Raw genomic sequence first — 12,018 nt, forward strand, 5'->3', positions numbered from 1 at the left:
TCTCACAACGGCCGGGAACGTCTTAGTGTTCAGTGAGACGGCCGTCCGACGATCGTCAGACGTACACGTCCTCGGCGTCCAGGTCCCGCTCCGCACGGTACTGCTCGACGAACGCCCCCACGTCGAAATCGAGCATCTGCCGTTCGAACTCCTGGATCGTCGCGTCGTCCTCGGCGTGGCTGACCGCGTGTTCCATCAGTTCGATCACGAGTTCGACGACGACCTCGTGGAGACGACGGGCGTCGAACCCGGTCACCCAAAGCAGGGCATAGCCCACGTCGCCGTCCTCGCTCAGGTCCGCCGTCGCCACCTGTGCCGGGAACTCCTCCAGCACGACGCCCAGCAGGTGGGGCGTGTCGAACTCGGGCATCTCCTCGCTCGTCGTCTCGACGGTTTCGCGCAACACGTCGACCAGAAACTCCGGCAGGAACCGCTCCGGCGGGTGGACGTCCACCACGACGGCGTGTGCGTCGCCACAGGGACACTCGAACTCCCGCATCCCCAGGTCGAACTCCGTGACGGGCACCGCCTCCCCACAGGGGAGGTCGATCGCACGCGTCTCGCCCGGGACACCCGGTTTCGTCATACAACCGATTGCATCCTCGTCCGCTTAAACGTCGCGCTCCTCACCGCTCGGCCGTCACCCACAGCACTGGCCCGACGACCAGCAGGACGATGCCGAGAAACAGGTAGTGGACCGGCGCCAGCGACTGCGGCGTCATGATGAACACGAGGCCGAACACGGTCGCGTTCGCGGCGATGATCCGTCGCGACTTCAGCGGCAGCGCCCCGACCGTGGCGAGGACGAAGACCAACAGCAGCGCCTGCCCGACGTTGTAGTTGAGCAGGAAACTGTCGATGACCTGTAACGGGAGCATTCGTACTCACAACTCGCCCGGAATCGGGCATTAAAGTTCCGTTTACCGACGCGGGTCGACGCCGCTACTCCTCTCGACCGTTCGGGCCGGTGATGTCGAGCGGCCTGAGCCACCCCCACCACAACAGCACGACCATCGTTCCGTAGCCGAGTACGAACACGGCGGACGCGAGTGCGTCGTATCCCCGTTCGTGGAGCAGTCCGCGGGCGATTCCCGACCCGCCGATGCCGACCACGAGGAGGACGACCACCAGCAGGGTATCCCGAGTCGGGAGGGCGTCGATGTCCATACGGGTCGTAGGAACCGACCGCTACTGAGGGTGACGGTCCCGTTTCGAGCCGACGATCGAAAGTCCGGAGCGCGCCTTACTGTGGCGCGGTGGCGCGGGCGATGGTGTTGGTGCTACCGCCGTTCGGGTTGGTCCAGACGACGCGGATCGTCTCGCCGCTGTTGACCTTCTCGAAGGAGATCCGGTCCCCCGCCGAGACCACGTCGTCGTCGCCCCAGTTCGAATCGTTGGCGACGTACGACAGGGAGTTGGTGCCGTCGCCGCTGACGGACAGCGTCGAGTTCTCGATCGTCTCGCCACCCTCGTGGGTGATGTTGACGACGTCGTTCGCGTTCCCGCCGAATCCGTCGCCGCCGTCGGCGAAGTCGAAGCTGAAGCTGGCTTGCGGTGCGCTGTCACTGACCTGATCGCCCAGACCGAGGACGAAGGTGCCGATGACGGCGGCCAGAATGACGGTGATGGCTACCATCAGGATGACGCCGATGACCGGACTGACGGCACGGTCGTCCGTGAGCAGTTGGTTGAAGTTCATGGTTGCGTGGCACGCCGAGCCGGAGCCGGGGGGATCGCTGCTCCCGCACGGGCACACATCGACGTGTCGTGGTCGTGAATCGAACCGGCGCCGAAATAAATCAATCGGCCAATTATCATGGGAGATACTCTATTCGGCCGTCACGTCGAAGACTGGCGTATCCACTCGCCGTCGGCCGGGCAAAAAACGAGTCGCGGACGGATTACTGCGGTGCGGTGGCGCGGGCGATGGTGTTGGTGCTGCCGCCGGCGGGGTTGGTCCAGATGACGCGGATCGTCTCGCCGCCGTCGACCCCGCTGTACTCGGCCGTGCTGCCCGCGTCGATGGGATCACTGAACGGAGTCGTGGCGCTCACGCCGTTCGGACCCCCGGTTGCGGTGTCGTCACCGGAGACGTTGATGTTCCCACTTTCGAGCGTTTCGCCGCCCTCGTGGGTGAGGGTCACGTTGCCACTGTCGAAGTCGAAACTGAAGCTAGCTTGCGGTGCGCTCTCGCTGACCTGATCGCCCAGACCGAGGACGAAGGTGCCGATGACGGCGGCCAGAATGACGGTGATGGCTACCATCAGGATGACGCCGATGACCGGACTGACGGCACGGTCGTCCGTGAGCAGTTGGTTGAAGTTCATGGTTGCGTGGCACGCCGAGCCGGAGCCGGGGGGATCGCTGCTCCCGCACGGACACGCGTCGACGTGTGTGATCGTCGATGGGGTGGGAATAGGGATAAATCAACTGGCCAGTTATCACACAAGATATTTTATTCGGATGTCACTCCGAAGTCTCTCGGTTCGGTGTTCGAAAAAACGAACCGCGAAGCGCGGTGGTTTACTGCGGTGCGGTGGCGCGGGCGATGGTGTTGGTGCTGCCACCGGCGGGGTTGGTCCAGATGACGCGGATCGTCTCGCCGTTCTGGACGTCACCGTACGTGGCTGAATCCCCTGCTTGGATCGTGGATGTGAAGCCGGTCCCCGTCAGTCCGGAGCCCTCGTCACCGGTCGCGTTGATGTTCCCGCTTTCGAGCGTCTCACCACCTTCGTGGGTGATGGTGACGTTGCCCGGACTGTTCGTCATGTTGAAGTCGAAGCTGAAGCTAGCTTGCGGTGCGCTCTCGCTGACCTGGTCGCCCAGGCCGAGGACGAAGGTGCCGATGACGGCGGCGAGGATGACGGTGATGGCCACCATCAGGATGACGCCGATGACCGGGCTGACCGCCCGGTCGTCCGTCAGTAGTTGTTTGACGTTCATGATTGTGGTGACACGCCGGGCCGGAGCCGGGGGGAAGCCGCTCCCGCACGGACACGCGTCGACGTGCTCGGTGGAGAGTCGGAGCCGCGACTGATAAATCAACCGCCCAATTATCAACCAATATAATCGAACGCGGATGACGGCGTCGGCCACCGCCCGCAGTGACGCCGATCACGCCGCACTCGGCCGATCAGTAGCTCCGCTCTTTCGGCTCGTAGGTCTGGTTCTCGCCGTCCAGCACGACCGGCTTGTACCAGAGTTCGGGCGAGCCGTCCGACCAGGACACCATCGTGTGTTTGAGCCACTCCTCGTCCCGCCGCTCCTGATACTGTTTGCGCCAGTGGGCGCCGCGGAACTCCTCGCGGGCGAGGGCACCGACGGTGATCATCTCGGCGATGTCCAACAGGTTCCGCGTCTCGATGGTCTGGATCAGGTCCGTGTTGTAGGTGCTCGACGGATCGGCGACGGACACGTCGCGGTAGCGCTGGCGTGCGGCGTGGATGTCGACCAGCGCCTCCTTCAGCGCGCTCTCCTCGCGGAAGACGTTGACGTTCTCCGTCATCGTCCGCTGGACCGCCGCGCGGATGTCGGAGTGTTTGGTCCCCTCGTCGCGTTCGAGCAGGCGTTCGACTCGCTCGCGCTCGCGTTCGAGCGTCCGCTTGACGACGGCCGCCGCCGCGTCGGCGGTCGCCCCGCCGTCGGCCACCGCGTCGGCGTTCGTCTCCCACGGCTCGCCCAGTTCGACCGGCACCTCGACGTCACCCGGGTCGACCTCGTCCGTCTTGCCGACCGTCACTCGCGGCTCGCCCAGGTCCTCGTCCGCGGCGTGTCGCCCGGCGCGCTTGCCGAACACGATGAGTTCCGGCAGAGCGTTGCCACCGAGGCGGTTCGACCCGTGGACGCTCGCACAGGCACACTCACCGACCGCGTACAGCCCGTCGACGCAGGTCTGACCGAACTCGTCGGTCTCGATGCCGCCCATCGCGTAGTGTTGGCCCGGTTTGACCGGCATCGGCTCTTCGAGGCCGTCGACACCCTCGAAGTCCTCCGCGAGATGGAGGATGTTCTCCAGTCGGTCGACGATGCGCTCCTCGCCGAGGTGACGCATGTCGAGGTGGACGTACTCGTCTTCGATGCCGCGACCCTCGTTGACCTCGGTCAGTTCGGCCCGCGAGACCACGTCCCTGGAGGCGAGTTCGCCGTCGTTGTTCGCGTAGCCGTGTTCGAACATGAACCGCTCGCCCTCCTCGTTGTAGAGGATACCGCCCTCGCCGCGGACCCCCTCCGAGATCAGGACGCCCGTCGAGGGGAGGGTCGTCGGGTGGAACTGGATCATCTCCATGTCCTCCGCGGGGACGCCCGCCCGGTAGGCCATCGCGACGCCGTCGCCCGTGTTCGCGACGGCGTTCGTGGTGTGGTCGTACACCTGACCCAGGCCGCCGGTGGCGAGGATCACGCCGTCCCGGGCGGTGAACGCCTCCACGTTCCCCGTCGCCGTCTCGTAGGCGACCACGCCGTGACACGACCGGTCCTCCGGTCGTTCCTCGTCGGAGACGGCGAGGTTCAGGACGTACCATTCGTCGAACACCTCGATGCCCCGTTTGACCACCTGTTCGTACAGCGTATGCAGGAGGTGATGCCCCGTCTCCGCGCCCGCGTAGGTCGTCCGCGGGAAGGAGAGCCCACCGAAGGGCCGCTGGGAGACGCGGCCGTCGTCGTCGCGGGAGAACGCCATCCCCCAGTGTTCGAGTTGGATGACCTCCTCGGGGCTCTCCTGGGTCAGCGCCTCCGCTGCCGGGGCGTCGGCGAGGTAGTCCGCGCCCTTCATCGTGTCGTAGGCGTGGAGTTCCCAGTCGTCGCCCTCGCGGAGCGCGGCGTTGATCCCGCCCTCCGCCGCGCCCGTGTGACTCCGGACGGGGTGGAGTTTCGTGACCATCGCCACGTCCGCGCCCGCTTCCTGTGCCGCGATGGCCGCGCGCAGGCCTGCTCCGCCCGCGCCGACCACGATGACGTCGTATTCGTGCATGGTTACCAGAACTTCAGGTTTTGAGCTGCTGAACTTTGCATAACATCTTTCCTATTATCCCGTGAAGGGCAATCATGGCCCGACGCGGGGACGATCCGTCTCACAAGTACGCGAAAGAACGGGAACGGATTAAAGACTCGGAATTGTCGGACTCCGACACACAGGCAATATTACGGTTCTTGTCAGCGTTTGACGACAATGACCTATCACAGTCGTACACAAATGAACGGGGTGAGACTGAAACTCTGTCGTACAACTCGCTCGAAAGCTACGGGCGATCTATGCGATTGATTGCCAAAGAGTCCGACCGTGATCTACTCGATCATAGTCTCAATTCCCTTGGGTCGGTCTTTAGCACCTTCTTGGATAATTTGGCCGTCGAGACGGTGCGACAGCGTCAGGCAGGTGCGACGAAATTCTATAGATTTCACGATACCGAGATTGACCCAGATGAAATCCCCCTGCAAAAGCGTGAGAATGATACTTCCGTTGATGAACGGGATATGTTCACCCGTGAAGAAGTCCAACGGATGCGGGATGCCTGTGATAATGCACGGGACAGGTGCCTGATTGAACTTCTACTGTATACGGGACAACGTATCCGTGCTATTCAGACGCTCCGACTGAAGGATATTGATCTTGAAGAAAACGTTTACTACCTCAATACTGACGAATTAGGGCTGAAAGGTGCGGATAAGACGGGAAAGAAGCGTCCATTACTTGGTGCGACGAACGCTGTTCGAGATTGGGTCAACAAACATCCGACTGGGGAACGAGACGACTATCTGATTACGTCGCTCCCCTCAGCAAGCAATACCGAGGGTGACGGCGAATATCTCTCTGCCCCCGCTATCCGATACCGACTCAAGAAGATTGTAGAGCGGGCGGAAGTGGACAAGCCCTTTCATGCCCACAATTGGCGGCATTATTTTGTCACGGTTTGTATCAGGGATTACGACATGGACCCGTCGGTTGTGAAGTTCCTAATCGGGCATGATGAAGACTCGTCCGTGATGGAAACGACATACCAGCATTTGACTGACGAGGATTACATTGACGCTGCCCGCCGATCCGCTGACGCGGGGCGTGACCCCCAACAACGAGAAAGCGCCCTGACGCCCGACACCTGCCCGACTTGCGACGAGCCTCAGCCACCAAATGCAAAGGCGTGTTCAAACTGTGGGACTGTCTTCACCCCCGATGCACAGCAGGCGAAACAGCAAGTTGAGGATGTCGTCCACGAGGGAGCGAAGCAAGCCGACTCCGATGCGGAACGTGAGGCTATTGATGCTATTCGTGAGTATGTGAAAGAGAATCCAGAGGTGGCCGTCGAGAACCCCGAGTTAGTCGACAAACTCCTTGGTGACGAGTAACCTCGATCACCGAAACCCCCTCAATCGGCAACGACGCCGTCCGTCGTTTCGTCCGCCACGGGAAACTCCCCCTCGTGGCGGAGGATCAGACGGGCAACGTCGGCGGCGGGGTTGTCGGCATTGTCGAGGATTCGCAAGTGGTAGTGTGTTACCTTAGTCATGGTTTTCGCTCGGTGCGGCGGCGTGACCCGCTCGCCCGAGAAATGCTTTCCACTTGCGTCTGTGAATTTGGCTGTCCAGTATAAAAATATCAGGGACGGGACGGAGATTCACGGATCGAAACCCCAAGGATCGACGCGGGGATAGCCCATACGCACGTGCGTAAAATGAAACGGCGGTAAACATATAATAATAATACTCTGGTTAATGTGAGCATCATCACTTCGGAGTCATTTGTTTTCAAATATATCTTCTCCTCCAGATGAACAGGTGTAGAGTGTAATATGGAAGTGGGAGTATATTATTAACCCGGCACAGCGCGGGCGGGCGCACATGCACGATAGGGGCAGATTCCTTAGAGGGTCTCCGACTCTCTTTCACCAGACGATACGAAAGCACACAGTCCGTCTGTAATGGTACGACGTTGCCCAACATATACCAATTTCAGAGCCTTGAGGCCATAGATGATGTTTCCCCCTTCCTCCACTCGTTGAGGTTCTGAAAATGCATATGAGGGCCGCTGTGAAATCACACGTACCATATTCAGACACTCAGACACTGACCGCAAGTGGCGAGTGGGAGGAACGGCGAGAGAAAGGTCAGAGATACAGGACATGAAGCAAAATCATACGTGACTGGACTATTATATCCTGCATATGGTCCCAATAACACGAGAAGGGAGAATCGAGTGGATTCGGAGGAATCTAATCCCTTTACTTGATTCTCAACTCAGTGATCACCCCGACAAAGAACTTGACGAAGAGAGTATTAATACGAGTGAAAAAATATTAGCTGAAGAATATTTGGACGAAGGTAGTGGTATCTTTAAGACATTTGGCAAAGTGACACTACCGATGATAATTATAGATTCCGTCTCTTATATGCCCCCTCAAGTCTATGGTCTCGTATTCAGTACGTTGGGTACTTTCATAATGCTTGTAGAAGCGGACATTCTGGGAAGTGAACCAATCACCGCTCAGTCTATGGATACTGTGGGTGGGCCAACTGGTGGAAAAGAATACCTTGATGAAGAGAAGGTGAGACGGTTAGCGAATAATACAGTAATCACGAATATCGGCCTTGTTTGGCTATTTTTTGGATTCACCATGCAGATAATAGCTGTGTGGGCAATTTCGTCCGAAACATTAATACAACCAATCTGGTATATCAATCCTCTATTCTGGTTAAGTTAGCAAGGGTCATCTCCATTTAGCCGACATGTACTGTGAATTCGTCGTAGTTCCACAATCCCCGAATATAATTACGCGTCTTTACAGCCTGTAATTTAGAAGCTTGATCGAAAGCCGTTTCGGAGGATAGAGGTAGCCCATGCAGTATCATGATTGGATTCGTCCAGATATTTTTGGTATCAATCTCTACACCCTGATCCCCTCCCCCGTGTTCTGACACTTCCAATACGCCTCTAATCGTGATACCCCATGTCTCTACCCTTTGTTCGACTTGGGGATATGAAAATACTATCAAATAATCGATATACGCCGTGAGGCCTGATATGAAGTGTGTGCCCGCCGTTTGGTCAATCGTGATGTCCGAAAGCACGGGCGCCACGAGCGAGACGCACGACTTCGCAACCGTCATTACCGACATAGACGCCGAGAGCAAGCACGTAATACGGAACAATGCACGTAGCCTTTCGCCCACCGATGACGCCGTCGAGGATCACACAGGCGACTTGGCTACACTTACGGATACGTCACTGTCGTCAATGCTGTTCAACGCGACAGTCGACGACGTCCACGGTATCCCCGACGACACCGTCACTGTCGTGTTCTCCAAAGGAGTTGAGTTTCCCGAGGGCGACGGCTACATGACGTTCAAGGTGACGGCTGATACCGAGACGCGAGACGTGAAGTCGATGACGGTCAACGCGAGACTCTATTGATCGATTAGTAACGAACCCGTCAGAGAAGTCTCAGAGCGGTTCGAGTGTTGGGACGATGTTTCCCCTTGGTTCCTTTCACGCATCGGAAATTGTGGTGAGAAGCTAACTTGCACAGTAATTTTCAGGGGACTCTGTCGGATGGGAGCCTTCGGGGTAGGTGATCCCGTATTTTGCCATCCTTCAGAAGGGACACTTTGTTTGGTTACAAGTTGTAGTACCAGATTCACAGATAACAATTTTTGTTTGGGTAAGTGATACCAGAACTCCATTGGCCGCCCCATATTTCACGGTGGAATACACGGAATTTGGGAAACCTATCACATTTTCCGAGAGGAAATAGGGAGGAACTGCCGAGTAGCATCGTAAGAGACGCTACGGTAGAAGGTCATGAACGGAGGGGCCGAGTCCTAACCCAAGTAGTAGTAGTGCGACAATCATCATTGTCACTAACTCCCGCCCAGGAAAGACACCGCTCAATGAGAGACTGTGGGGAAGGTTAGCCAAGATCATAACAAGTGTGACTGAGGCTATCGAAAAGACGCCAATCGCTTTCAGTACCTCGTTACTCATACCTACTGGTAAGACCCGATGACTTGTCAGTGTAGCGCCGTCTTTAAACTCGGTCATGACAGTCACGTCACCCTGCGGCGTAGCCGTCGAAGCCTCTGACTGTCCATGTCACTCCTTCAGCCTAATAAAAGACGAGACGTTATGCTAAGGCAGCCTCACCAAAACTTCAGGTTGCTCTTGACCGCTTCGCGTTTCAGTTCCTGGATGTGCTCGGTCAGGGGAATGTCCTTCGGACAGACCTCCGTACAGGAGAACTGGGTCTGACACCGCCAGACGCCGTGTTCCTGTTCGATGATCTCCAGGCGCCGCTGTTTCATGTCCTCGCCCTCCCGCTCGTCCATCGCGAAGCGGTAGGCCTTGTTGATTGCCGCCGGGCCGAGATACTCGTTGTCGCCCGCCGCGATGTTACAGGAGGACATACACGCGCCACACCAGATACACCGCGTCGAGGTCTTGATCTTCTCGCGGTTCTCCCGGCTCTGGCGCTGTTCTTCCAGTTCCCCGTCCGGGCGGTCGGTCGTCTGGAAGTACGGTTCGACCGACTCCATCTGGTCGTAGAAGTGCTCCATGTCCACGACTAGGTCTTTCACCACCTCTTGGTGGGGGAGCGGTTCGATCCGGACCGGCCGATCGAGGTCCGAAAGTTGGGTCTGACAGCCGAGGCGCTGCCGACCGTTGATGAACAGCGCGTCCGAGCCACAGATCGCCTGTCGGCAGGAGTGTCGGAACGTGAGGCTGGCGTCGAACTCGTCGCGCGCGTAGATGAGCGCGTCCAGCACCGTCATCCCCGTCTCGTAGGGCACGTGGAAGTCGTCGAAGCGGGGCTCCTGTTTCCCCTCGACCTCGGGGTCGTAGCGGAACACTTTCAGATGGTAGCGCTCCGCGTCCGCCTCGGCGCGTTCGGCCTCCTCGATCCGCTTTCGCTCGCGCTCCTCGGCGCGCTGGCGTTTCTCGTCGAGGCGGCGGTCCCGTGACGATTCGGCCACTGCGTCGGCGTCGGTTTCCGTGCTCTGCGTCTCGGTCTCGGGTTCGGGTCGTTGCGTACTCATAGTATCGGGAGGAGGTCGATGCCCGCCCAGGCGTTCGCGGTCCGGAAGCCCTGCACGAGGAGAAGCAGGCTCGCGACGACGAGGACGGCCTTGACGACCTGTCGTTTGGTCCCCGTCAGCCCGGCGTTGATCAGGGCGTTGTAGACGCCGTTGACGCCGTGGAACGTCGCGGTCACCAGAAAGAGGACCATCAGCGAGTAGTAACTCCAAGTCTCCATCCGGTTGGCGCTCATGAGGAAGGTCACCTCGTCGGCGTGGTGGACGAAATGGAGGAGGAAAAAGTGGAAGGCGAGCACCACGATCAGGAAGGCGGCGGTGATCCGCTGCCAGAGCCACAGACGCCCGCCTGCGGTAAAGGAGGAGTAGCGCTCGGCCATCAGAGCGACACCCCCGCGAGGAAGGTGGGGACGCTCGCGACGACGATGGCGCCCGTCAGGATCAGCGACGCGTAGAAGGCTCGATCCTGTGATTCGAGGCCGATCCCCAGATCGACCAGCAGTAGCCGGCTCCCGTTGAGGATGTGGAACACGGCCACCGCCAGCAGTCCGACCTCGAGGATGCGAACCACCAGCAGGCTCTCCAGCGTCCGGATGGTCTGCGTGTAGAGATCCTGGTTCGCCGCGACCGTCGCGGGATCGGCGCTCGCAGACGTGAGTGCTGTACTCAGCACCGCCACGTGAGTGAACAGATATCCGACCAGCACCCACCCCGTGAACTTATGGAAGATCCAGGCCCACATTCCCGCCGAGAACTCCCGCCACCGGCCGAAGTCCTCGATGAGGCCCCGATCATAGGACTGACTCATGCTCGTCCGGGAGTCGGGACCGGTGTGGTATAGAAGTTACGTACAGCGTCGCCCCGACCGACGCAGATGGTCCCGCCGTCGCCCCGCGATTTCGTCGATCATCGATTAGAACGTCGTCGTTCGACGACTCTCGCTGTCTTCTCGTCGAGATCCGCCAGGTGACAGATGGGGTTGCCCGGGTAGACGACCGGGTTCTCGAGCACCCCGATCAACACGCCCGTGAACGGCGCTCGCACCGGCGTCCCGTCGGCCTTGAACGGATCGGTGATGGTACAGATCCGTTCCCCCTCCCGCACCAGACTCCCGCGGTCGTGGTGCATGTCGACGATGCCGCCCGCGTCGGCCCGGATCCAGGTCTTCTCGGTCACGACCGTCCGCCATCCGGGCCACCGGACCCGGTCCGGGTCCCGGAGGTCGTACTCGGCGAAGACGCTCCTGACGCCGTCGAGGGCGTCGTCGATGAGCGATCGTTCGAAGCGGTGGGCTTGGCCCATCTCCACCGTCACCGTGGGCACGCCCGCCCGTGTGGCCTCGCCGCGGAGCGTCCCGTCGCTGCCCGCGCCGTCGACGATGACGCTCGCACCGAAGGCGTGCGCAAGTCGCGACACGGCCTGTCGACTCATGTCCGCCCGGACGTGGAGCATGTTGGTCCGTCCTCGCGTCGAGGTGTGAAAGTCGACTCCCAGGTCACAGGGCTCGACGAAGTTCCGGAAAATGGCGTGAGCCATCCGTTTCGCGCTCGTCGAGGCGGGATTGCCCGGGAACGACCGGTTCAGGTCGCGGTCGTAGATCGGCAGGTACCGTTGCTGGGTGAGGAAGCCGGGCACGTTCAACACGGGAAGACAGACGATGGAACCTTCCAACTCCGAGAGGTCCCACTCGAAGGCCACCTCCCGGACCACCTCGATGCCGTTGAGTTCGTCCCCGTGGGCGGCCGCCGAGAGAAACACCGTCGGCCCTGGGCGTTCGCCGTTGACGATCGTGACGGGAATACGAACCGGATCGCCCAGATACGTCTCGCTGATGCCGTACCGGAGGTTCTGCCGCTCGCCGGGGGCGACCTTCCCGCCGTTGTACGTGAAGGCCGCGTCCGAAGTCATGCTCTCCACTCCGCGAGGCGCCTACTTAAATGGTTGAACGACGCGACGCGTGGCCGACGCGACAGTTTTTACCCCCAACCGTCCCTGTGA

Annotated in this window: 15 protein-coding genes; 3 read left to right on the forward strand and 12 right to left on the reverse strand. The window is 59.9% G+C overall.

Annotated features, from left to right (window positions below):
* Positions 1–55: 55 nt before the first annotated feature.
* The 7 genes from NBT82_RS11765 to NBT82_RS11795 all read right to left on the reverse strand — a co-directional run bounded on the left by NBT82_RS11765 (position 56) and on the right by NBT82_RS11795 (position 4,969).
* The gene (locus NBT82_RS11765) at positions 56–586 is read right to left on the reverse strand and encodes a DUF5815 family protein (RefSeq protein WP_251328308.1); all 531 of its coding nucleotides are present in this window, start codon (positions 584–586) and stop codon (positions 56–58) included.
* 40 nt (positions 587–626) lie between these two features.
* Positions 627–878: a DUF8006 family protein gene (locus tag NBT82_RS11770; RefSeq protein ID WP_251328309.1), complete on the reverse strand. Its 252-nt coding sequence runs from the start codon at positions 876–878 to the stop codon at positions 627–629.
* A gap of 64 nt (positions 879–942) precedes the next feature.
* Positions 943–1,167, reverse strand: a complete 225-nt coding sequence (locus tag NBT82_RS11775) for a DUF7996 family protein (RefSeq protein WP_251328310.1) — start codon at positions 1,165–1,167, stop codon at positions 943–945.
* Positions 1,168–1,243: 76 nt separating this feature from the next.
* Positions 1,244–1,699: a type IV pilin domain-containing protein gene (locus tag NBT82_RS11780; RefSeq protein WP_251328311.1), complete on the reverse strand. Its 456-nt coding sequence runs from the start codon at positions 1,697–1,699 to the stop codon at positions 1,244–1,246.
* 202 nt (positions 1,700–1,901) lie between these two features.
* Positions 1,902–2,327 carry a type IV pilin domain-containing protein gene (locus tag NBT82_RS11785; RefSeq protein WP_251328312.1) on the reverse strand — a complete coding sequence of 142 codons (426 nt, stop codon included), beginning with the start codon at positions 2,325–2,327 and terminating at the stop codon, positions 1,902–1,904.
* A gap of 196 nt (positions 2,328–2,523) precedes the next feature.
* The gene (locus tag NBT82_RS11790) at positions 2,524–2,943 is read right to left on the reverse strand and encodes a type IV pilin domain-containing protein (protein ID WP_251328313.1); all 420 of its coding nucleotides are present in this window, start codon (positions 2,941–2,943) and stop codon (positions 2,524–2,526) included.
* Positions 2,944–3,133: 190 nt separating this feature from the next.
* Positions 3,134–4,969: an FAD-binding protein gene (locus tag NBT82_RS11795; RefSeq protein WP_251328314.1), complete on the reverse strand. Its 1,836-nt coding sequence runs from the start codon at positions 4,967–4,969 to the stop codon at positions 3,134–3,136.
* 74 nt (positions 4,970–5,043) lie between these two features.
* Between NBT82_RS11795 and NBT82_RS11800 the strand changes: the two genes are divergently transcribed.
* A complete protein-coding gene (locus NBT82_RS11800) occupies positions 5,044–6,342 on the forward strand; it encodes a site-specific integrase (RefSeq protein WP_251328315.1) in 1,299 nt (432 codons plus the stop codon).
* Between the two features lie 20 nt (positions 6,343–6,362).
* On the opposite strand, the gene NBT82_RS11805 is transcribed toward NBT82_RS11800, so the two are convergent.
* Positions 6,363–6,503 carry a hypothetical protein gene (locus tag NBT82_RS11805; RefSeq protein ID WP_251328316.1) on the reverse strand — a complete coding sequence of 47 codons (141 nt, stop codon included), beginning with the start codon at positions 6,501–6,503 and terminating at the stop codon, positions 6,363–6,365.
* A gap of 654 nt (positions 6,504–7,157) precedes the next feature.
* On the opposite strand from NBT82_RS11805, the gene NBT82_RS11810 reads away from it, so the two are divergent.
* Entirely contained in the window at positions 7,158–7,694 is a 537-nt protein-coding gene (locus NBT82_RS11810; protein WP_251328317.1) for a hypothetical protein, read from the forward strand.
* A 353-nt stretch (positions 7,695–8,047) separates the two neighbouring features.
* Entirely contained in the window at positions 8,048–8,404 is a 357-nt protein-coding gene (locus tag NBT82_RS11815) for a hypothetical protein (RefSeq protein WP_251328318.1), read from the forward strand.
* A gap of 725 nt (positions 8,405–9,129) precedes the next feature.
* Here NBT82_RS11815 and NBT82_RS11820 read toward each other — a convergent pair.
* The 4 genes from NBT82_RS11820 to NBT82_RS11835 form a co-directional block, all read right to left on the reverse strand.
* Positions 9,130–10,023, reverse strand: coding sequence for a succinate dehydrogenase/fumarate reductase iron-sulfur subunit (locus tag NBT82_RS11820; RefSeq protein ID WP_251328319.1), 894 nt, complete (start codon positions 10,021–10,023; stop codon positions 9,130–9,132).
* Positions 10,020–10,400 carry a succinate dehydrogenase/fumarate reductase transmembrane subunit gene (locus tag NBT82_RS11825; protein ID WP_251328320.1) on the reverse strand — a complete coding sequence of 127 codons (381 nt, stop codon included), beginning with the start codon at positions 10,398–10,400 and terminating at the stop codon, positions 10,020–10,022. Before NBT82_RS11825 ends, NBT82_RS11820 begins: the two co-directional genes overlap by 4 nt.
* Positions 10,400–10,828: a succinate dehydrogenase, cytochrome b556 subunit gene (sdhC, locus tag NBT82_RS11830; protein WP_251328321.1), complete on the reverse strand. Its 429-nt coding sequence runs from the start codon at positions 10,826–10,828 to the stop codon at positions 10,400–10,402. The genes NBT82_RS11825 and sdhC overlap by 1 nt, the downstream gene beginning before the upstream one ends.
* 98 nt (positions 10,829–10,926) lie before the next feature.
* A complete protein-coding gene (locus NBT82_RS11835) occupies positions 10,927–11,928 on the reverse strand; it encodes a succinylglutamate desuccinylase/aspartoacylase family protein (RefSeq protein WP_251328322.1) in 1,002 nt (333 codons plus the stop codon).
* Positions 11,929–12,018 lie beyond the last annotated feature (90 nt).

The sequence above is a fragment of the Haloplanus sp. HW8-1 genome (assembly GCF_023703795.1).
Lineage (GTDB): Archaea > Halobacteriota > Halobacteria > Halobacteriales > Haloferacaceae > Haloplanus > Haloplanus pelagicus.

Coding starts and splice junctions, on each gene's coding strand:
- NBT82_RS11765 (WP_251328308.1), bottom strand. CDS start 586: ATGACGAAACCGGGTGTCCCGGGCGAGACGCGTGCGATCGACCTCCCC.
- NBT82_RS11770 (WP_251328309.1), bottom strand. CDS start 878: ATGCTCCCGTTACAGGTCATCGACAGTTTCCTGCTCAACTACAACGTC.
- NBT82_RS11775 (WP_251328310.1), bottom strand. CDS start 1,167: ATGGACATCGACGCCCTCCCGACTCGGGATACCCTGCTGGTGGTCGTC.
- NBT82_RS11780 (WP_251328311.1), bottom strand. CDS start 1,699: ATGAACTTCAACCAACTGCTCACGGACGACCGTGCCGTCAGTCCGGTC.
- NBT82_RS11785 (WP_251328312.1), bottom strand. CDS start 2,327: ATGAACTTCAACCAACTGCTCACGGACGACCGTGCCGTCAGTCCGGTC.
- NBT82_RS11790 (WP_251328313.1), bottom strand. CDS start 2,943: ATGAACGTCAAACAACTACTGACGGACGACCGGGCGGTCAGCCCGGTC.
- NBT82_RS11795 (WP_251328314.1), bottom strand. CDS start 4,969: ATGCACGAATACGACGTCATCGTGGTCGGCGCGGGCGGAGCAGGCCTG.
- NBT82_RS11800 (WP_251328315.1), top strand. CDS start 5,044: ATGGCCCGACGCGGGGACGATCCGTCTCACAAGTACGCGAAAGAACGG.
- NBT82_RS11805 (WP_251328316.1), bottom strand. CDS start 6,503: ATGACTAAGGTAACACACTACCACTTGCGAATCCTCGACAATGCCGAC.
- NBT82_RS11810 (WP_251328317.1), top strand. CDS start 7,158: ATGGTCCCAATAACACGAGAAGGGAGAATCGAGTGGATTCGGAGGAAT.
- NBT82_RS11815 (WP_251328318.1), top strand. CDS start 8,048: ATGTCCGAAAGCACGGGCGCCACGAGCGAGACGCACGACTTCGCAACC.
- NBT82_RS11820 (WP_251328319.1), bottom strand. CDS start 10,023: ATGAGTACGCAACGACCCGAACCCGAGACCGAGACGCAGAGCACGGAA.
- NBT82_RS11825 (WP_251328320.1), bottom strand. CDS start 10,400: ATGGCCGAGCGCTACTCCTCCTTTACCGCAGGCGGGCGTCTGTGGCTC.
- sdhC (WP_251328321.1), bottom strand. CDS start 10,828: ATGAGTCAGTCCTATGATCGGGGCCTCATCGAGGACTTCGGCCGGTGG.
- NBT82_RS11835 (WP_251328322.1), bottom strand. CDS start 11,928: ATGACTTCGGACGCGGCCTTCACGTACAACGGCGGGAAGGTCGCCCCC.